The sequence below is a fragment of the Frigoribacterium sp. 2355 genome, from assembly GCF_054060695.1.
Genome location: NZ_JBSSDL010000006.1, coordinates 13,441 through 32,126, shown reverse-complemented (window position 1 = coordinate 32,126; position 18,686 = coordinate 13,441). Strand labels below are relative to the sequence as shown.

Below are 18,686 nucleotides of genomic sequence, written 5' to 3'. Positions count from 1 at the left end.
GCGGACGCCCGCCGTCGACGACGGCACCCGTCGGCACGAGGGCAGGAGGCGCGGTGAGGGTCACGAGGCGCCCCCGTCCGACGCCGGGTCCCCGAGCAGGGCCGTCCGCGCCCGGTCGAGCCCGGTGCCGAGGCGGGCGTCGACCTGGCCGATGCGACGCTCGGCCTCGGCGTCGCCGCGGGCCAGGGTCGCGTCGGCGACGAAGGCCACCTCGGCGGCCACGGAGTCGCGGGTCGCCGCGTCGAGTTGGGCGAGGTCGGCGGGGTGGAGGCGGACCGTCACGACGTCGCCGGGGTCGGTCACGGCGAGGGCGCGGGCGACGGCCGCACGGGCGGTCCGTCCCTCGCGGGGGTCGACCGTGTCGGCGGCGCCCCGGGCGGTGGCGTCGGCCCCGTGCGGGCCGTCATGGACGGACTCGGAGGCGCGCAGTTCGTAGCCGAGGACCGCCTCGGCGAGCTCGAAGGCGGTCGCGACCAGCGCCTCCTCGGCGTCGTCCAGGACGGGCGCGACGCGGGCGTCGAGCGCTCGCGCCGACGAGGCGAGGGCCTCGACGGCCGAGACGGTCGCGGCCTGGAGGCGGTGCAGCAGGTCGGAGTGCTCGGCCTCGAGGACGGCCCGGCGGGCGGCGAGTTCGAGCTCGGCCGCGCGGAGGCCGGCGGCGTACCCGGCGGCGTGCCCCCGGGCCTCGGCCCGGGCGTCGTGCGCCCGTCGCGTGGTGGCGGCGTCGGACCCCGGCAGCGTGACGGACGGGTAGCTGACGCGCGCGAAGGCCGGGGCGGCGCCCTCGGGGGTCATCACGGAATCGAGCATCACAGGGCCGTTCGGCGTTGGGGGTGACGGCCGATCCGTGGCCTGGGGTGGGTGAGCCATCCGTGCTCACCGGCGACTCTCGGCCTCGGCCGGGACGGCGTTAGCCCTTGCCCCGAAGGGGGGCCGGGCTACTCGACGAGGGCGTCGTCGTCCGAGCGGTGCATGGTGATCGCGCCCATCGCCTCGAGTTCGCGGATGGCGCGCACGACCGACGCCCGCGCCTCCTCGATCTGCGACTTGCGGACCGGACCCATCGACTGCAGCTCGTCGTCCAGCAGTTCGCGGTTGCGCTCGGAGACGTTGCCGCGGATGACCTCGGTGACCGCCGCCGGCGCGCCCTTCATCGCCGTGGCGAGGATCGCCGCGTCGATGCCGCGCAGCACCTGCTGGATGTCGCGCGACTCGAGCTTGACGATGTCCTCGAAGGTGAGCATGCGCGAGCGCACCTCCTCGGCCAGCTCGGGGTCGCGTTCGTCGAGGCCCTCGAGCAGCGCCTTCTCGGTCGCCACGTCGCTGCGGTTGAGGATCTCGATCAGCGGCTGGATGCCCCCGACGACCTCGACCTGGTCCCGTGGGGCGACGACGGCGCCGGCCCGCACCTTGAGGGTGGCCGCGACGATGCCGACCGACTCGGGGGTGGCCGTGCCCATCGTCGCGATGGCCTGGGCCACGTCGGCGCGCAGCTCGACGTCGAGGCCCGACATCACGGCGGAACCCTGCTGTGGCCTGAGGTGCGCGAGCACCAGGGCGATGGTCTGCGGCAGCTCGCCGTCGAGGAGCGCCACGACCTGACCGGCCTCGGCCTCGTCGAGGAACTCGAACGACTTGCCGGCCATGTTGGAGGCCATGCGCTCCATGACGCCGGCGGCACGCTCGGAACCGAACGACGCCTCGAGCAGACCGACGGCGACGTCGTGGCCGCCGCGGCGCTGGTAGCGGCCGCTGACGCTGAGGTCGTGGAACTCGGCCACGGTGGCCTCGGCGAGCGCGGGGTCGACGCGACGCAGGCGGACGATCTCGGCCGCGATCTCCTCGGCCTCGACCTCGCTGAACTCCTTCATGACCGCGGCCGCGCGGGCCTGGTCCATCTGCATCAGGATGACCGCGACCTTCTGCGGGCCGGTCAACGGCTTGCCGACCCCGGGGACCGTGGGGGCGCCGAAGGTGGTGGGGACGAGGCTCATGCGGGCTGCCGGTCGTCCATCAGGCCGCGGAGCAGCTCGGCGGTCTTGCCCGGGTCGCGCTCGGCCATCGCGTCGATCTCGGCCCGGCGGCGCTCGGCCGAGACGAACTCGGGCGACGGCGTCGGGGCGTCGACCTCGAGCAGCTCGGTCTTCGGCTCGCCCATGCCGGGCAGGGTCAGACGCGAGGTGGCGACGGCGTCGTCGAGCGACAGCGGCATCGTGGCGTCCCAGGTCTGGGCGCCGTTCTGCGGGGAGAGCTCGCCGAGGTCGACGTCCTCGCGGTCCTGGCGACGGCTGCGACGGGCGAACACGATGAGCCCCACGATGGCGGCGACCGCGATGGCCGCGACGATGCCGACCGTGCGGATGGTGCCCCACATCGCCTCGCTGGCACTCGCCGCGTCGGCGGCCTTGAGCGCCTCGGCGGCGGCGTCCGCGGCCGAGGTGTCGAAGTCGACCTGCGCGACCTGGACGGTGTCGCCGCGGGCGGCGTCGATGCCGGCGGCGGCACCGACGAGGTCGCGGACGCTCTGCATGTTGACCCCGTTGGCCGCGGCCGAGTTCAGCGCGACCGACACCGTCTGGCGGCTGACCTCGCCGGCCGGGACGTTGAGGCTCTCGGTGACCTTGTCGACGGCGTTGTTCTTGGTGGTCGACTCGTTGGTGTAGCCCCCGTCGGCGCCGGTGCCCGCGGCGGTCGTGCCGTCGGCCGCCGTGCCGTTGGGCACCGCGATGTTGTCGGGGCCGAGAACGCCGGTCGCACCGGTGCCGTTCGCCCCGTTCGCCCCGGAGCCGTACTGCTCGGTGGTGCCCGACTCGTTCAGGGCGATCGGCCCCGAGGTCGGCTGCGAGAACGACTCGGTCACCTTGGTGCCCGAGCTCTGGTCGAGGTCGGCGGCCACCACGACGGACGAGTTGCCGGGACCGACCATCTTGTCGAGCATGGCCTGGACCGAGGCCTGGACCTTGGACTCGTAGTCGCTCGCGTCGCCGTCCGCGCCTCCGACCGCTCCGCTGCCGACGGCCGAGAGCACCGTGCCCGAGGCGTCGGTGACGGCGACGTCGGTCGCCTTCATGCCGTCGACGGAGGCGCTGGTCAGGTTGACGATGGCCTGCACCTGCTTGGAGTCCAGCGTCGCACCGGCCTGGGTCTCGACGAACACCGAGGCGGTCGGGTCGCGCTGCTCGGCGACGAACACCGACTCCTCGGGGATCGCGAGCTGCACGCTGGCGTTCTTGACGCCGTCCATCGCCTTGATCGTGTTGGCGAGCTCGCCCTCGATCGCACGCTTGTAGGTGACGTTCTGCTGGAACTCGGACGAGGTGACGCCCATGGTGTCGAGCAGCGAGTAGCCGCCGCCCGAGCTCGCGGCGGGCAGCCCCGCGGCCGCGGCCTTGAGGCGCTCGTCGTAGACGACGTTCTCGGGCACGAGGATCGTGCCGCCGCCCGCGGTCAGCTCGTACGGCACGCCGTCGGTCTGCAGCAGTTCGACGATGGCGCTCGCGTCGGTCGGGTCGATGCCGCTGAACAGAGGCGTGTAGGTGGGCTTGCCCAGCCAGCTGACGAGCGCGACGACGCCGAGCACGAGGGCGGCGACCAGGATGACGGCGATCGTGCGCTGCGCGACCGTGAAGCTCTGGAGGGCGGCACCGAGCTTGGCGAGCTGGCCCTTGACGGCGTTCGGCATCAGGCCTGCATCCTCATGATCTCGTTGAAGGCGTCGACGCCCTTGTTGCGGACGGCGCTGACCAGCTCGAGCGTGACCTGGGCACGCGTCGCCGCGATGGTCGCGTCGTGGATGTCGGTCAGGTCACCGGTGACGGCCTTGACCGCGAGGGTCTTCGCCTCGGACTGCAGCTGCTGCAGCCCCTCGACGGCTCCGGTCATGGTCGCGCCGAAGGTCGCGCCCGAGGCCGAGGAGGCGCCGGTCGCGCCGGCCACGCCCGTCACGTCGGACGCACCGCCGGCCCCCATGAGCGAGCCCACGTCGGCGAAGCCGGTCTGTTGCACGGCCCCGAGGGCCTGGATTCCTGCGATGGGCATCAGCCACGTCCGATCTGGAGTGCGGCCTCGTAGGCCGTCTTGGCACGGTCGACCACGGCGGCGTTGGCCTGATAGCCACGCTGCGCCATGATCAGGTCGCCCATCTGGGCGCCGAGGTCGATGTCGGGCATGCGCACGTACCCCTCGGCGTCGGCCAGCGGGTGGTCCGGGAGGTACGTGACGCGGCCGGCCTCGCTGCCGTAGCGGTCGGCCTTGACGAAGACGCCGGACGTGCCGGCGCCCTCCTGCACCTCGACGTAGCGGGCCTGGAAGGCGGTGTCGTCCATCGACTTGACGGTGTTGACGTTGGCGATGTTGTCCGACACGGCGTCGAGCCACTTGCGGTGCACGGTCAGGCCGGTGCTCGCGATGCCGATCGCGTCGAAGGCGGTCACGAGTTCGTCCGGAACGCGGCGCGCACGGCCGTCAGCTCGGAGTTCATGGCCTGCGTGGCGAACTGGTACCGCAGCACGGTGTCGACGTTCGACAGGGTCTCGGTGTCGAGGTTCACGTTGTTGCCGTCGAGACGCGTCGGCTCGAGGCTGCGCGACGTGGACGCCTGGACCGCTCCGCTGCCGGACGCGACCGACCGGCCCAGCGCCTCCTCGAACTGCACCCGCTTGGCGGTGTAGTTCGGGGTGTTGACGTTCGCGATGTTCGCGGCGATCGTCTTCTGACGCAGCGAGAGACCGTCGAGGGCGCTCTGCAGCGCCGCTTGCGTCACGGATTCGAGTGGCATGCCTGTCCCGGTGGGGTCGATGGAGTGCGAGGGGCCGATCCGTGGCCGGTGTGCGAGCGATCCGTGCTCACGGCGCTCTATCGGCGGGGCGCGGGGCGACGTAAGCGGTGCGCAGGCGGCTGCCCCGTACTGGGGGCGGGCGCCCCCCTGCTGCTAGCGTCGCGCCCAGGACCGGGGGGACGGAGGCGCGCGCATGGACGAGGACGGTCGACGGCTGCTGGGCCTCGGGGACGAGCACGCTGCCGACCCGGACGAGGAGATCGTCGTGGACGACGACGAGGCGGCCGCGGAGGCCGCTCTGGGTCGCCGGTCGGTCGGTGCCGCGGTCGGACTCGTGTTCCTCGCCCTCGTGGTCGCGGTGGTCGCGGTCGGGGTCGTGCTGCCCCTGCTCCTGTGGCCGGTCGGTCTGTGGATCGGCCTCCAGCGGCAGCCCGCCGAGATCGCGTCGCTCTGGTGGTTCGTGGACTGACGCTCCCCTCGGTGTCGTCCGCCGGGGCTCTGTGGCACGATGAACGGGCAGCGCTCGGGGCAGTGGGCGGACAACAGAGCATCCAGGGGGGATGACGATGACGTCGTGGAGCATCTCGGTCGACGGGGTACGGGCGGTTCTCGCCTCGGTCGCGACCGACGGGGAAGCCCTGACCGCGGCGGGGTCGGCGTTCGACGTCGCCTCGGCGTCGGCCGTGGCCACCGTGTCCGCACCGACCGTCTCGGCGGCGCTGCGATCCGCCGTGGACGAGCGCGAGGACGTCGCCGACCGCATGGCCGCGACCGTCCGCCGGGCGATCGGTGGGGCGAGCGATGCCACGACCGCCTACCTCGACGGCGATGAGGAGATGGCGGCGAACGCGACCACCCGCGCCTCGGCCGTCGACGCGTGGAACCGGAGCGCGCCTCCTGCGGGCGTCGAACACGGTGTCTGGAGGGTCCGATGAGCTACATCACGACGGCCGACGTCGAACCGATGGCCGACGACCCCGCCGCCGTCGAATCGGCGGCGACGTCCCTGCGGGCGACCGCCGAGCCGCTGCGGTCGGCGGGCGCGGACGTCGAGGCGCACTGGCAGGGTCTCGGTGGCGTCTACGAGGCGCCCGAACAGGGCGTGCTGTTCGGGGCGGTCGCTCCGGTGCGCGTCGCGGGCGACGACCTGGCGACGTCCATCGAGCAGATCGCCGACGCCCTCACCGCCTACGCCGATGCGCTCGCCCCGCTCAAGGTCCTGCGCGACCGGCTGTACACCGACGTCGGAGAGTTCGGCATCGAGGTCGCGACCTGGCACGGCGAGGACGGCAACGGGTCCGAGTCGTGGACGTCGAACCCCGAGTTCGTGGCCCGCGACCAGTCCCTGCGCCGGGCGGCGTCCGGCATCACGTCGGCCATCCTCGACGCCGAACGCGACTGCGCCGGCGCGATCGGGGCCGTGTCCGGAGGCACGGGCAGCGGGCTGGGCGCGGTGGACGACGCCCAGGCGGCAGCGATCGCTCGCCCGGGCGCCTGGCAGACGGTGGTGACCACGTTCGACGCGAAGGTCGACGCCGCGGCGATGACGACGCTCGAGCGGCTCGCGGCCATGGACCGCGACGAGCTCGACGCCTGGGTCGCCGACAACGAGGAGCGCATGCACCAGCTCATCGACGCACCGCCGTCGGCCGAGGCCACCGAGGCCTGGTGGAACGGCGTCGACCCCGCCACGCAGGCGCTGATGGTGTCGAGCGCCTCCCTCCTGGTCGGCAACCTGGACGGGGTGCCGTGGAACCGCCGCATCGAGGCGAACCACAACGGCCTGCGGTCCGAGAGCGAGCGCCTGCGACGGCTCATCGCCGCGAAGCCTGCCGAGGTCGACGACGAGGAACGGACACGGTACGACCTCTGGAAGCGAGAGCTCGACCTCTACGACGATCTTCTGACCGAGACGGTGAAGAGCTACGACCCGACGACGGGTGGCGTCGTGACGCGGACGGGCCACCAGGTGATCGTCTTCGACCCCTCCCGGGAGGCGATCGCCGAATACGTGGGGTTCCTCGCCGAGGACGGATCGATACCTCCCGAGACCACGAGCGTCGCGACGTACGTGCCGGGGACGAACAGCAAGATGTCGGCCTTCTCCGACACGACGAACGTGGCCGAGGAACTCGTGTCGCGCGATCGTGAGCACGTGGGCGTGCTCGCCTGGCAGGGAGGCCATTTCCCCCAAGACGCCCAGGCCGTTTTCCCGGCCGCCAGCGTGGACCTCGCTCCGCGGCTCGCGAGAGCCGTGGACTCTCTGCCCGTCGCGCCGACGACCACCCGCACCACCATCGGGTACAGCTACGGCAGCGCCGTCGTGGGGCTGGCCGAGAAAGCGGGCATGTCGTCCGATCGGGTCGTCTACGTCTCGGGAGCAGGACTGGGCCACGACGTCACGGGCATCGACGAGTTCCCCGAGACGAAGGATTCACCCCACTACGCCCTTCTGGCACCGCGCGACAAGATCGTGGGCCTGATCCAGGGTCAGAACGCCGACCCTTTAGACGTGCCGATGGGCCACGGAGCGAGCCCGATCGGGGCCGACGGGGTCACGCGCCTCGAGACGGGGTGGCTGAGCGCCGAGGAGGGCGCCAGCAGCGGCCCCCTCACCGGTCACTCCGTCTGGGCGCGAGGCGAGCACGGAGCGTCGACGGTCTACGACCAGGTCTTCGGAGTGATGTCGGGTGGTGACGTGGTGCCCTACCCCGCCGACCTCGACGTCCGCGACCGGTACATCTTCACGCCGGAGGACGAGCTCCCCTTGGTGGAACGCGGCGAGATGTCGCCGCCCCGACATGTCGACGAACTCGAGGAACGATGAGTCGGCGGCGAATGGCTGCGCCCTGGCGAGCCCTGGCGGTCACGGGACTCGTCCTCGCCCTGACCGCGTGCGGCACGACACCACCCGACGATGCCCTCGAGACACCCACGGAAGGACCGACCATGTCCATCGAAGAGACCGGCCGACGTGCCAACGACCTCGTCGACCGGGTGGTCGCGCTCGTCGACCCGGCCGTCGTCGAGAGCGTCGAGGTGTTCGAGGACGGCGACGCCGGTGTGGCCGGCACGCCGAACGACCCGGACAGCAGCATCCGACAGTGGACCGTCGCGCATTCCGTCGTGCTCGTCCCGGGTGCCTCACGGGACGCGACGACGGCAGCGCTGGTCGACGCCCTCGTCGCCGACGGCTTCACCGTCTTCGAGGACGACACCACGCCGAGCGGCTCACGGCGGATCGTGACCGGACCCGGTGAGGGTGCGGACGAGCCCTACACCGTGACCCTCCAGGGCGGACCCGACAGTTCCCTCAGCCGCCTCATCGACGTGCAGGTGAACGGTCCGGTCGTCGAGACCGACGGCGGCGCCCCAGAGTGAGGCGCCCCCGTGGGTGATCGACGAGCGCTCTGCCTCCCGGCGCTGGGCATCGCCCTCCTCACCGCGTGCAGCACCGGCACGACCGGCCTTCGCAACGCGGACGACGGACTGTCCATCGGGGAGACCGGCACGGTCGCCACGGAACTGATCGACGGCCTCCAGGCCCAGGTCGACCCGACGCTCGTGGTGGGTGTCGAGGCCCAGGAGGACGGCGCGGCGGCGATCGGCGGCTCCGCAAGCGACGCCGACGGCAGCATCCAGGAGTGGCGGGTGCTGCGGTACGTCGACCTCGTGGCCGATGCGCCTCAGCTCGACGTCGCCGAGTCCGTGATCGACGCCCGCGTCGCGGACGGCTGGACGGTGGGTCTCGACCGGGAGACGTCGAACGCGGGAGGCCGCTGGGTCACGTTGACCTCGGACGAGGACCGCTACGACGGCTTCGAGCTGACCGTGCAGGCCGGTGACAACGGTGCGTCCCCCGGGCAGAACTACGTCCTGCTCGGCGTCGTCGGACCGACGGTCGAGACCGGCCCCTCCGACTGAGCCGGCCCGCGCCTCCTCGGCGGCCCGCCCCGACGAGCGAGTGGCGCACCGACGAGCGGGTGGCGCATCGCACCGCCGACTGGACGTCGCACCGCCGACGTGGGCGGTGCGATGTTCAGTGGGCGGTGCGACGCGGTGGCGAGCAGGCGGACGAGCGAGCGGGCGACGAGCAGGAGGCGCGGGTCGGGTCAGGGGCGCGAGTAGCGGTGCTCGGGGCGGCCGGTGGTGCCGTAGCTGAGCTTCATCGTGACGAGACCGTCGGCGGCGAGCGCCGCGAGGTACCGCTGCGCCGTGGCCCGCGAGACCCCGACCCGGGCGGCGACGTCGGCCGCCGACAGTTCGAGCGGCCCGACGCCGGCCCCGGCCCCGGCCCCGGCCCCGGCCCCGACCTCGGTGTCGGCGTCCGCGGCGTCCGCATCCGCCTCGGCGCCGAACTGCTCGAGCACCGCCTGCTCGGTGGCCGACCGCGACGGCGAGGCCGCCTTCGCCGCGTCGCCGGAATGGAGGATGCGCAGGGCCCGTTCGAGCGCCTCCTGGTCGACGGCCGTCCGCTCGTCGAGCACGTTGCGGTACCGCTGGTAGGCGCGCAGCCGGTCGACCAGCGTGCCCGACGCGAACGGTTTGATCAGGTAGCCCAGCGCCCCGCGCCGCAGGGCCCGCCGCACGGTCGTGGCGTCCGACGCGGCGCTGAGCACGAACGCGTCGACGTCGACCTCGCGCAGCAGGTCGAGCCCGCTGCCGTCGGGCAGGTGGACGTCGAGCAGCAGCAGGTCGACGTGCCGTTCGGCGAGGACGCGGCGCACCTCGGCGACCGTGCCGACGGCCGGCAATGCCCGCAGGCCGGGCAGCTGCTCGACCTGGCGGCGGTGCAGGTCGGCGACGTAGAAGTCGTCGTCGACCACGAGCACGGTGAGTTCGGTCGTCACGGGGTGGTCCTCTCGGGGGTGTCGGGGGCGGGCGGTCCGGGGGCGGGGGCGCTGCCGGCGGGCGTGCCGACGCCGGGCGGTCGCGGGTCGTCGCCGCCATGGGACGAGGAGGCGCGGGCCGGCCCGGACGCGCCCGTCACCACCGCCTCGCCCGTCGCCACCGCCTCGCGCGAGACCGCGCCCACGAGCCTCGCGCAGAACACGGCGCCGTGCCCGCCACCGCCCGGCGAGCCGAGCCAGACGTCGCCGCCGCGGCGTCGGGCGATGTCCCGGGAGAGCGGCAGCCCGAACCCCAGGCCGTGCACGCGTGCGGGGTCGGGCTCGTCGTCGGCACCGTGTGGCCCACGGTCGAACAGCTGGTCCACGTCGGCGACGCCGTCGCCCGAGTCCATCACCGACAGGTGCAGGTCGGTGCCGTCGTCGAGCACCTCGACCTCGATCCAGGCGGGCGTGACCCGTCCGGCGACGGCCGCCCGGACAGCGTTGTCGACCAGGTTGCCCAGGACGGTCGTCACGTCGCCGGGCTCGACGACCGACCCCGTCACGAGCGTCTCGGGCCCGAGCTTCAGCAGGACGCCCCGCTCGGCCGCCTCGACGCCCTTCGCCCCGAGGAACGCCTGCAGGTACGGCTCGGTCAGCCGGTCGGCGTGGGCGACCGGGTAGCGCAACGGCCCGTGGTCGAGGACGTCGGCGAGGTAGGCGCGGGCCTGCTCGGCGCGGCCGAGCTCGAGCATCCCCGACAGGGCGTGCAGCCGGTTGGCGAACTCGTGTCGCTGCGCGCGGAGGGCCGTGGTCATCGCGCCGACGGCGTCGAGCCGGCGGGTCAGGGCCTCGACGGCCGTGCGGTCGCGCACCACCGCGACCCGGCCCAGGTCGACCCCGTCGCGCGACACCGGACGCACGTCGACGAGCAGCACGTGGTGGCCGACCACGAGCGTGGTGTCGGCCGGGGTGCCCGCCGAGGTGCCGGCCGACGCCTGGTCGACGACGTCGCGCGGCCCGCTCGGCCTGCTCGCACCGAGCAGCGCGACGAGCCCCTCGGGCAGGCCGAGCCCGGCGAGCGGCCTCCCCACGGCGGTCGATGCGTCGACCCCCAGCAGTCGCGCGGCCTGGTCGTTGCACACCGTCACGACGCCGTCGCCGGACACCGCCAGCACCCCCTCGCCGACCCCGCCGAGCACGGCCTGCTGGTTCTGCACGAGGCTCGACAGCTCCTCGGGCTGCAGCCCGAGGGTGGCGCGGTCGAGCCGCCGACGGATCAGCACCGACGCGACGACGCCGAGCGCGAGGGCGAGCACGGCCACCCCGACGACGGGCAGGGCGTCCTGCACGAGGGTGTCGTAGACCCGGGTCGGCGCGTACCCGACGCTGACCTCGCCGACGACGTCCGCCGCCGACCCGGAGGCCACCGACGCCGCGCCGACCGCGACGTCCGGAGCGTAGATCGGCACCTTCGCGCGGGCCGAGTCGCCGAGCGTGCCGCGCTCCCAGGCGACGACCTCCTCCCCTCGCAGGGCGGCGTCGGGGCTGGTGCTCACCCGCTCGCCGATGCGGGAGGGGTCCGGGTGGGCCAGCCGCACCCCGCGATCGTCGGTCACGACGACGAAGAGCGCCCCGGTGCGCTGCTGGGCCGCGACCGCGGTGCGCTGCAGGGCTCCCCGGGCCAGCGCCTCCTGGTCGATCTCGGTGCCGTCGACGCTCAGCAGGGCGACCTGCTCCCGGACGTCGGTGTCGCTCGCGACGCTCTGCGCCACGGCGAGCGCGGTCGACTCGGCCTCCCGCGCCAGGCGCTGGACGGCGATCGTCGCGAAGACGGCACTGGTCAACAGCACGATGGCGGTGACGACGGTGAGCTGGAGCAACAGCACCTCGGTCGCGAAACGCCGCTTCCGGAGGCGCGGCGCCGCCCCCTGCCCCGACCCGCATCGCGCACCCGCCCGACGGCTCGCCGGCGTGCGGCGTCCCCGTGGTGAGCTGTCGTCGGTCACGCCCGCCAGGGTACCCGGCGCGGCCGACGCGACCCGCGCCTCCTCGCGGCCCCGCCCAGCCCTCGCGCACGCGCCGCACCGCGTCCCGTGCATCGCACCTCGTCTAGGCACGGTGTGGTGCACGAAACGCGGTGCCAAGCCGGGGTGGGGTCGGGGTCGGGGGGGCAGGCCGGGCGTGAGCAGAACGCGCAGAACGGTGCCAACGCGCGATAGTCGGCCAATGCGCACAAGCGCGACGCGGCTCGGGAGGCGCGGCTAGCGTGCCCGGACACACGAACCGGACGAAGGAGTCCTGATGCTCGTCATCCTCGGTTATCTGATGATCGCCACCTTCATGGTGCTGATCATGACCAAGCGGCTCTCGCCGATGCTCGCCCTGATCATGGTGCCGACCATCTTCGGCCTGTTCGCGGGGGCCGGCCTCGGCATCGGCGACATGGTGATCGAGGCGATCGGCGACCTGGCCCCGACCGCGGCGCTGCTGATGTTCGCGATCATGTACTTCGGGCTGATGATCGACGTCGGGCTGTTCGACCCGCTCGTACGGTTCATCCTCCGCGTCACCGGCAACGACCCCGCGAAGATCGTGCTCGGCACGGCCCTGCTGGCCGGGGCCGTCTCGCTCGACGGCGACGGGTCGACCACCTTCATCGTGACGACCGCCGCCATGCTGCCGATCTACCTGAAGCTCGGCATGAGCCCGGTCGTGCTGACCTGCGTGGCCGGCCTCGCCAACGGCACGCTCAACATCGTCCCGTGGGGCGGGCCGACGGTGCGGGCCGCCGCCGCACTTAACGTCGCACCGTCCGACATCTTCGTGCCCCTCGTGCCGTCGCTGATCGTCGGCCTGGTCATCGTGTTCGCCTTCGCCTGGCTCATGGGCCTGCGCGAGCGCCGCCGCCTCGGCACCGTCGAGCTCGGCGGCTCGGTGCTCGCCGCCGCGGCCGAGAAGATGTCCCCCCTGTCGCGCGAGCTGGCCACGGCCGCCCGTGGGGGCGGACCGGGCAAGGCCGGCGTCGGGGTCTCGATGTTCACCAGCCCCACGGTCGCCCTGGGCCTGCGCGGCGGTCGCGCCGACGGCAGCCGCGCGGACGCCCCCGGCGAGCGCGCGGTCGACAACCCCGGCGGCAGCGGCGCCAGCGAGAACGGCACGCCCCTGACCGGCACGATGGCCGACACGATGCTCGACCCCACCCGCGAGACCCTGCGCCCCGGGCTGATCTGGTTCAACTTCGCGCTGACCGTCGTGGTGATGGTGCTGCTCGTGCTCGACCTCTTCCCCCTGGCCTACGTGTTCATGGTGGGCGTCGCGGTCGCGCTGCTGATCAACTTCCCGAAGGTCAAGCAGCAGTCGGCCGAGATCGTCGCCCACGCGCCGAGCATCGTGGGCGTCGTCTCGATGGTCTTCGCCGCCGGCGTGCTGATCGGCGTGCTCAACGGCACGGGCATGGTCGACGCGATGGCGCAGTGGCTCGTGCAGGTGATCCCGAACGAACTGGGTCCGTACCTGGCCGTCATCACGGGACTGCTCAGCCTGCCGCTCACCTTCTTCATGAGCAACGACGCCTTCTACTTCGGCATCCTGCCCGTGCTCGCCCAGAGCGCCGCGGCGTTCGGCATCGAACCGGTCGAGATGGCCCGCGCCTCGGTGATCGGCCAGCCCGTGCACCTGCAGAGCCCGCTCGTGCCGGCGATCCTGCTGCTGGTCAGCCTGGCGAACGTCAACCTCGGCGACCACCACAAGAAGGTGCTCTGGCGGGCGGCCGTCGTCTCGGTCGTCATGCTCGTGGTCGCCGTCGTCGTCGGGGTCATCCCCTTCGGCTGAGGCCACCCGGCCGGGGTCAGCCGAGCGGGGTCAGCCGGTGGCGTCCAGGTAGACCGGGCGCGAGGGCTCGTGCGACGCCTCGACGGTGCGGACGGCTCCGAGGTGCTGCAGCACGGCGACCCGTGCGGCCTCGAGACGGCCGAGGACGTCCCGCTGGCGCTCGGCCAACGAGGAGGCGCGGGTCGCCAACTCCTGCGGCAGCGGACCCAGCCCGGTGGGCGGCGTCCACCGACGGGCCGGCGTGGGCAGCGCGGTGGGGTCACCGTCACCCGTGGGGAGCGAGGCGTCCGCCTCGGTGACCAGCGCCTCCAGCTCGTCGAGGGCCGCGCGCCAGGCGGCGTGCGTCCGTTCCGTCCTAGGCGACACCGACGCCTCCGGCCAGGCCGGGGACCGACGAGGCGGCGCCGGCCTGCAACGAGGCCGCGGCCTCGTGCCACGCCTGGCGCAGGGGCTCGAGCAGCCCGGCGACCTCGCGGGTCTGCGCGACGTCACGGTGCACGTTGGCGTTGACCAGGGCGGTCGACGTGTAGGTGTACAGGGCGAGCAGGCCCTCGCCGCCGTCCCAGACGTCGATCTTGAGCGACGACGACAGCTCGGCGATGATCGCCTGGGCGTGCAGCAACTGCTCGGAGGCGGCGGCCCAGTTCGCGGCGACCTGCGCGGCCTCGGCACGCGACAGGTCGAGCATGAGGCGGTCGTAGAGCATCGTGACGAGCTGGACGGGCGTCGCCGACAGCACGGCGTCGCTCGTGTACTGGGCGCGCTGCTTCTGCACGACGGCCGAGGGGCCGGCCGAGGCCGCGGCGAAGGCGGCGAACGAGGTGGCGTCCATCAGCTGCTGCTCGTCGAGAGCGTGGCGAGCTGGCTCGAGATGTACTTCTGCTGCGCGGTCAGGGCGCTGAGCGAGGCCTCGAGGGCCGAGTAGGTCTTCTGTAGGCTCGCGCGTCGTGCGGAGAGGCGGTCGTCCCAGTCGCTGACGCGGTTGTTGAGGTCCTTCACGACCGACTGCTGCCCCGTGATGGTCTTCGTCAGCGAACCGTCGAACTTGTCCGAGACGGCCGTGGCCGTCGAGGCGACCCGGGCCGCGATGGCGCTCATCGTCGCCTGCACCTTGGCCGGGTCGGCCGCGAGGGCGGCGGCGAACTTCGTGGCGTCGACGGCGAACTGACCGGTCTTGGCGTCGATCGAGATGCCGATCGCACTCGGCGACTGTCCGCCGACGGGGCTGAGCACCGCGTCGGTCAGGCGCTGCGTGATGCCACGGGTGGTCGAGTCGCCGCCGAAGACGCCCGCCGTGACGGTCGTGGTCCCCGTCGAGCTGGTCGTCGTCGTCGCGGCGCTCTTGCTGCTGATCAGGCCGAGCGCGCCGTTGACGCCCGCGATGAGGTCGGTGGCGACCTTCGTGGCCGCGGTCGCGTTGCGCGTGATCGAGAGGTGCGCGGGCTCGGTTGTCACGGCCGAGACCGTGACCGAGACACCCGGGATCACGTCGGTGAACGTGTTGCTGCTGCTCGTGACGACCTGTTCGGCCGCCGTGCCCGCCCAGAGGGTGATCGAGGCGTCGCGCGCCTGCGAGATCACGGCGGCGCCGGGCTGGGCGATGAGGTCGGGGGCGGTGCCGGCGGCCACGTCGGCGGCGGCGCCGCGGTAGACGTCGAAGCCACCCTCGGCTCCGCTCTTCTGGCTCGACAGCTGGAGACGGTACTGGACGGCACCCGAGGCGTCCTTGCCCGAGGCGACCTTGACGGCCGAGACGCCGGCGGCGGAGGCGTTGATCGCCGTCACGACGTCGTCGAGCGACGAGGAGGCGGCGGTCACCTCGGTCGTCGTGCCCGCGGCCGAGACGAAGGTCAGCGTCGCGGGCGAATCGGGCCACGCCGTCATCGCCGCGGTCACCGCGGTCTTGGACGACGCGGTGGCCCCGACCACGAGGTCGACCGAGCCGGAGACGGCACCGGGGGCGGTGGTGGCCGTCACCGCCGTCGAGCTGCTGGTCGGGGTGAAGAGGGAGAGCGAGCCGGCCTTGGCGGTCGAGGTCGCGAGGGTCGCCAGGTCGGCGATCTTCGTGTTGAGCCCCTGCAGGGCCGTGACGAGCGTCTGCCCGGCCGTGGCCTTGTTCTTCAGGATGGTCTGGGGCACGGCCTCGGACTGCATCAACGTGTTGATCAGCGTCGTCGTGTCGAGCCCGCTGACGAGTCCGTCGATGCCGAGCGAGGCCATCTGGTGCTCCTGTCGAGGTGGGGTGTCCGGGGCCGGACCGTGGGGCAGATCGAAGTGGGGGGGGAGTGCTGAGACCGGGTGGCCCGACGGAGCAGGATCAGCTGCACCGTCGAGGCCACCCGGTCTCGAACCGCGGTGAGGTGGTGGGTCAGGCCCGAGCTGGGAGCACGGGACCCTCCTCGGCTACGACTAGCGGAGGAGCGACAGCACGCCCTGGGTGCTCTGGTTCGCCTGGGCCAGCATCGCGGTGCCGGCCTGGCTGAGCACGTTCGAGCGGGTGTACTTGACCATCTCTTCGGCCATGTCGACGTCGCGGATGCGCGACTGGGCCGCCGAGAGGTTCTCCTTCGCGACGTTGGTCGACGCGATGGAGTGCTCGAAGCGGTTCTGCACGGCACCCAGCTCGGAACGAGCCGACGAGACCTTGGCGATCTGCGTGTCGATCGCGGCGATCGACTCGAGGGCGTCAGCGGCCGTGTCGAACTTCAGCGCACCGGTGCGGGTTCCGGGAACGGCCGGCGAGCCGCCCGTGGTGTCGCCCGTGTCGGGGTCGGTCGTGCCGGGGACGGCCGGCGTGCCGGCTCCGACGGTGCCACCGATGGCCTTGGCGACCGCGCTGACGTCGATCAGCTTGACGTCGATCTGGTCGTTGGCGGCCGTGCTGCCCGCGCCGACCTGGAAGGTCAGGCTCTTGTCCTTGCTCAGCAGCTCGATGCCGTTGAAGTTGGTCGAGCCCGAGATGCGGGTGAGCTCGTCCGACAGGGCCGTGACCTCGGTGGTGATCGCCTTGCGGGCGTCGGCGTTGTTCGAGTCGTTGCCCGCCTGGACGGCGAGGTCGCGGACACGCTGGAGGATCGAGTGGACCTCGGTCAGGCCGCCTTCCGCGGTCTGGACGACCGAGATGCCGTCCTGGGCGTTGCGTGCGGCCACCGTCAGACCGCCGACCTGCGAGCGCAGGCCCTCGGAGATCGAGAGGCCGGCCGCGTCGTCAGCGGCACGGTTGATGCGGAGGCCGGACGAGAGCTTCTCGAGGCTCTTCGACAGGTCGTTCTGCGTGGCGTTCAGGTTGCGGTACGTGTTGTTGGCCGCGAGGTTGGTGTTGATCTGCATACCCATGGTGTTCTCCTCCGTGACTGGGTGGTGTTCGTCGGCCCATCCGTGGGCTGACACCGGCTACTGTCGGCCGGTCGACCGCGGCTGTAAGTCAGCCGCAGAAGTTTTTTCGGGCGATCTCAGACCGCCGTGCTGATGCCGACGGCGTCGGGCTCGCGCATGGCGCGGGCGATGCCGACGGCGGCGTTCGTCGCGACGCGCGACAGGTACGCGCTGCGGCGGGCCGGCGCGGTCTTCGAGACCGGCGTGAACTCGGCGTCGGGGTCGTCGGCGTAGTGCGACTCGAGGGCGTCGCGCAGCAGGCGGACCGCCTCGGTGCGCTGCTGCGAGACGGCGCTGTGGGTGATGCCGAGCTCGTCGGCGATCTCGGTGACCGTGCGGTCGCCGAAGTAGACGCCCTCGACGATCAGGCGCATGCGCTCGGGCAGGGCCTCGACCGCGGCGGCGACGTAGCGGCTGCGCTCCGAGACGAGCAGGTTCTCCTCGGGCAGCGGCAGGTCGGCCGCGAGGTGGTCGGCGACGGTGTCGTCGAGGGCCGAGACCGTGCGGGCCGCGTCGGTCAGGGCACCGGCCGCCGTCTGGCGGTCGACGCCGAGGGCTCCGGCGATCTCGTCGACGCTCGGGGCGCGTCCCAGGGTCGCGGTGAGCGCCTCCTGGACGGCCAGGGTCTCCTTGATGCGCTTGCGGGTGCCGCGGCTGGCCCAGTCCCCCGAGCGCATGTCGTCGGCGAACGCGCCGACGATGCGGGTGCGGGCGTAGGCGCCGAACGGGATGCCGAGCGTGGGGTCGAAGGCGTCGGCGGCCTGGACGAGGGCGACGGCCCCGACCGAGGCGAGGTCGTCACGCGACAGGTGGGTGGCGCGGGCGCACACCTCCGAGACGAGGTAGCCGACCAGTGGCAGGTTCTCCACCACCATGGCGTTCCGTTCGGTGCGGTTCATCGCGACTCCCAGTGCGATAGGGGACCTCGTGGTCCGGTGATCGTGACTCCGGGCGCGACGAACGGCCCTCTGATCAGGGCACGTCGACAGGGTTCGCCGAGGAGGCGCGGTGCACCGGACGAGACGTCGTCCGGACCGCAGATGATGCGTGGCGACCGACCCGTCGGGGGCCCGTCGCTGCTCTGCAACGCTACCGAGCCGGAGGGGGGCGGCGGCAGGCCGGGACTGCCCCCAGTGCGGGGGAACGACCGTCATCTCTTCGGGGGACACACCCCGTGCCCCCACCCCCGTACTGGGTCGGAACGCCCCTTCCTCCGGGCGGTGCTTTAAGGCTAGGCGCAGGGTTCGGGCCGATGACTAACGGGCCCCGCGCCTCCGCCGATAGTCACCGGTGCAGAGGACGCCGGGCACTCCTCGCCGACGGACGACGAACCCGACACCCCGATGCGACCGACCGAGGAGGCCCCCATGGGCGCGAACGAACTCTCCGCGCTGCTCTGGCGAGAGCGCGAGCTGCTCGAGCTGCTGACCTTCAAGCTCGAGGAGGAGCAACTGCTGCTCACCGCGGGCCGCAGCCGCTGGGTCGACCACGCCACGCGCGAGGTCGAGCAGGTGCTCGGTCGCCTCCGTTCCGCGGGGCTCGAGCGGAGCGTCGAGGTGTCGGCCGTCGCCCGCGAGTGGGGCACCGACGAGGAGGCCCCCCTGCGCGAGATCATCTCCGCGGCACCGTCCGGCCCGTGGGGCGAGATCTTCACCGCCCACCTCCGCGCCATGACCGAGCTGACCGGGCGCATCGCCCAGCTGCGCGACGAGAACGAACGCTTCCTGCGGGCCGCCGCCCGCGCCACGCAGGAGACCCTGGCCACCGCGTCCACGGGCCCCGCGACCGCGACGTACGACGCGACGGGCCAGACCGGTCACGCGAGCTCGGCCAGCGCCTCCGGCGGTCACCTCTTCGACGGGCGGCTCTGA

At 72.7% G+C, this 18,686-nt stretch carries 20 protein-coding genes; 7 read left to right on the top strand and 13 right to left on the bottom strand.

The features are described from left to right. Nucleotides 1-60: 60 nt before the first annotated feature. The 6 genes from ACVJ1F_RS09035 to ACVJ1F_RS09010 all read right to left on the bottom strand — a co-directional run bounded on the left by ACVJ1F_RS09035 (nucleotide 61) and on the right by ACVJ1F_RS09010 (nucleotide 4,777). Entirely contained in the window at nucleotides 61-810 is a 750-nt protein-coding gene (locus tag ACVJ1F_RS09035; protein ID WP_456885690.1) for a FliH/SctL family protein, read from the bottom strand. A gap of 128 nt (nucleotides 811-938) precedes the next feature. After that, nucleotides 939-1,994 (bottom strand): flagellar motor switch protein FliG, encoded by a 1,056-nt coding sequence (fliG, locus tag ACVJ1F_RS09030; protein WP_456885688.1) that lies wholly within the window; start codon nucleotides 1,992-1,994, stop codon nucleotides 939-941. Beyond that, entirely contained in the window at nucleotides 1,991-3,682 is a 1,692-nt protein-coding gene (gene fliF, locus ACVJ1F_RS09025; RefSeq protein ID WP_456885686.1) for a flagellar basal-body MS-ring/collar protein FliF, read from the bottom strand. The genes fliG and fliF overlap by 4 nt, the downstream gene beginning before the upstream one ends. Continuing rightward, a complete protein-coding gene (gene fliE / locus ACVJ1F_RS09020) occupies nucleotides 3,682-4,038 on the bottom strand; it encodes a flagellar hook-basal body complex protein FliE (protein ID WP_123571316.1) in 357 nt (118 codons plus the stop codon). The genes fliF and fliE overlap by 1 nt, the downstream gene beginning before the upstream one ends. Then, a complete protein-coding gene (locus tag ACVJ1F_RS09015; protein WP_043596823.1) occupies nucleotides 4,038-4,433 on the bottom strand; it encodes a flagellar basal body rod protein FlgC in 396 nt (131 codons plus the stop codon). The genes fliE and ACVJ1F_RS09015 overlap by 1 nt, the downstream gene beginning before the upstream one ends. After that, on the bottom strand, nucleotides 4,430-4,777 hold the full coding sequence (locus ACVJ1F_RS09010; protein WP_055975153.1) for a flagellar basal body rod protein FlgB: 348 nt from the start codon (nucleotides 4,775-4,777) through the stop codon (nucleotides 4,430-4,432). Before ACVJ1F_RS09010 ends, ACVJ1F_RS09015 begins: the two co-directional genes overlap by 4 nt. Nucleotides 4,778-4,970: 193 nt before the next feature. Here ACVJ1F_RS09010 and ACVJ1F_RS09005 point away from each other — a divergent pair, with 193 nt between their 5' ends. The 5 genes from ACVJ1F_RS09005 to ACVJ1F_RS08985 all read left to right on the top strand — a co-directional run bounded on the left by ACVJ1F_RS09005 (nucleotide 4,971) and on the right by ACVJ1F_RS08985 (nucleotide 8,701). After that, nucleotides 4,971-5,246, top strand: a complete 276-nt coding sequence (locus ACVJ1F_RS09005) for a hypothetical protein (RefSeq protein WP_456885684.1) — start codon at nucleotides 4,971-4,973, stop codon at nucleotides 5,244-5,246. A gap of 91 nt (nucleotides 5,247-5,337) precedes the next feature. Continuing rightward, nucleotides 5,338-5,712, top strand: a complete 375-nt coding sequence (locus ACVJ1F_RS09000; RefSeq protein ID WP_456885683.1) for a DUF6507 family protein — start codon at nucleotides 5,338-5,340, stop codon at nucleotides 5,710-5,712. Next, nucleotides 5,709-7,604: a WXG100 family type VII secretion target gene (locus ACVJ1F_RS08995; protein WP_456885681.1), complete on the top strand. Its 1,896-nt coding sequence runs from the start codon at nucleotides 5,709-5,711 to the stop codon at nucleotides 7,602-7,604. The genes ACVJ1F_RS09000 and ACVJ1F_RS08995 overlap by 4 nt, the downstream gene beginning before the upstream one ends. Nucleotides 7,605-7,726: 122 nt before the next feature. Beyond that, nucleotides 7,727-8,158 (top strand): hypothetical protein, encoded by a 432-nt coding sequence (locus ACVJ1F_RS08990; RefSeq protein ID WP_402752784.1) that lies wholly within the window; start codon nucleotides 7,727-7,729, stop codon nucleotides 8,156-8,158. A gap of 9 nt (nucleotides 8,159-8,167) precedes the next feature. After that, nucleotides 8,168-8,701, top strand: a complete 534-nt coding sequence (locus ACVJ1F_RS08985) for a hypothetical protein (RefSeq protein ID WP_456885680.1) — start codon at nucleotides 8,168-8,170, stop codon at nucleotides 8,699-8,701. Nucleotides 8,702-8,889: 188 nt separating this feature from the next. Here ACVJ1F_RS08985 and ACVJ1F_RS08980 read toward each other — a convergent pair whose 3' ends face one another. Both ACVJ1F_RS08980 and ACVJ1F_RS08975 read right to left on the bottom strand, forming a co-directional pair. Continuing rightward, nucleotides 8,890-9,627, bottom strand: coding sequence for a response regulator (locus ACVJ1F_RS08980; RefSeq protein ID WP_456885678.1), 738 nt, complete (start codon nucleotides 9,625-9,627; stop codon nucleotides 8,890-8,892). After that, on the bottom strand, nucleotides 9,624-11,615 hold the full coding sequence (locus ACVJ1F_RS08975) for an ATP-binding protein (RefSeq protein WP_456885677.1): 1,992 nt from the start codon (nucleotides 11,613-11,615) through the stop codon (nucleotides 9,624-9,626). Before ACVJ1F_RS08975 ends, ACVJ1F_RS08980 begins: the two co-directional genes overlap by 4 nt. A gap of 295 nt (nucleotides 11,616-11,910) precedes the next feature. On the opposite strand from ACVJ1F_RS08975, the gene ACVJ1F_RS08970 reads away from it, so the two are divergent. Further along, nucleotides 11,911-13,440, top strand: coding sequence for a CitMHS family transporter (locus tag ACVJ1F_RS08970; protein ID WP_123571320.1), 1,530 nt, complete (start codon nucleotides 11,911-11,913; stop codon nucleotides 13,438-13,440). A gap of 30 nt (nucleotides 13,441-13,470) precedes the next feature. On the opposite strand, the gene ACVJ1F_RS08965 is transcribed toward ACVJ1F_RS08970, so the two are convergent. The 5 genes from ACVJ1F_RS08965 to ACVJ1F_RS08945 form a co-directional block, all read right to left on the bottom strand. Then, the gene (locus tag ACVJ1F_RS08965; RefSeq protein ID WP_056043705.1) at nucleotides 13,471-13,806 is read right to left on the bottom strand and encodes a hypothetical protein; all 336 of its coding nucleotides are present in this window, start codon (nucleotides 13,804-13,806) and stop codon (nucleotides 13,471-13,473) included. Then, nucleotides 13,796-14,272, bottom strand: a complete 477-nt coding sequence (gene fliS, locus ACVJ1F_RS08960) for a flagellar export chaperone FliS (protein WP_123571322.1) — start codon at nucleotides 14,270-14,272, stop codon at nucleotides 13,796-13,798. The genes ACVJ1F_RS08965 and fliS overlap by 11 nt, the downstream gene beginning before the upstream one ends. Continuing rightward, nucleotides 14,272-15,660: a flagellar filament capping protein FliD gene (gene fliD / locus ACVJ1F_RS08955; protein ID WP_456885675.1), complete on the bottom strand. Its 1,389-nt coding sequence runs from the start codon at nucleotides 15,658-15,660 to the stop codon at nucleotides 14,272-14,274. The genes fliS and fliD overlap by 1 nt, the downstream gene beginning before the upstream one ends. Nucleotides 15,661-15,849: 189 nt before the next feature. Then, nucleotides 15,850-16,776, bottom strand: coding sequence for a flagellin N-terminal helical domain-containing protein (locus ACVJ1F_RS08950; protein ID WP_456885674.1), 927 nt, complete (start codon nucleotides 16,774-16,776; stop codon nucleotides 15,850-15,852). Between the two features lie 116 nt (nucleotides 16,777-16,892). Beyond that, nucleotides 16,893-17,714 (bottom strand): sigma-70 family RNA polymerase sigma factor, encoded by an 822-nt coding sequence (locus ACVJ1F_RS08945; RefSeq protein WP_456885673.1) that lies wholly within the window; start codon nucleotides 17,712-17,714, stop codon nucleotides 16,893-16,895. 468 nt (nucleotides 17,715-18,182) lie between these two features. Between ACVJ1F_RS08945 and ACVJ1F_RS08940 the strand changes: the two genes are divergently transcribed. Then, a complete protein-coding gene (locus tag ACVJ1F_RS08940; RefSeq protein ID WP_056043714.1) occupies nucleotides 18,183-18,686 on the top strand; it encodes a flagellar protein FlgN in 504 nt (167 codons plus the stop codon).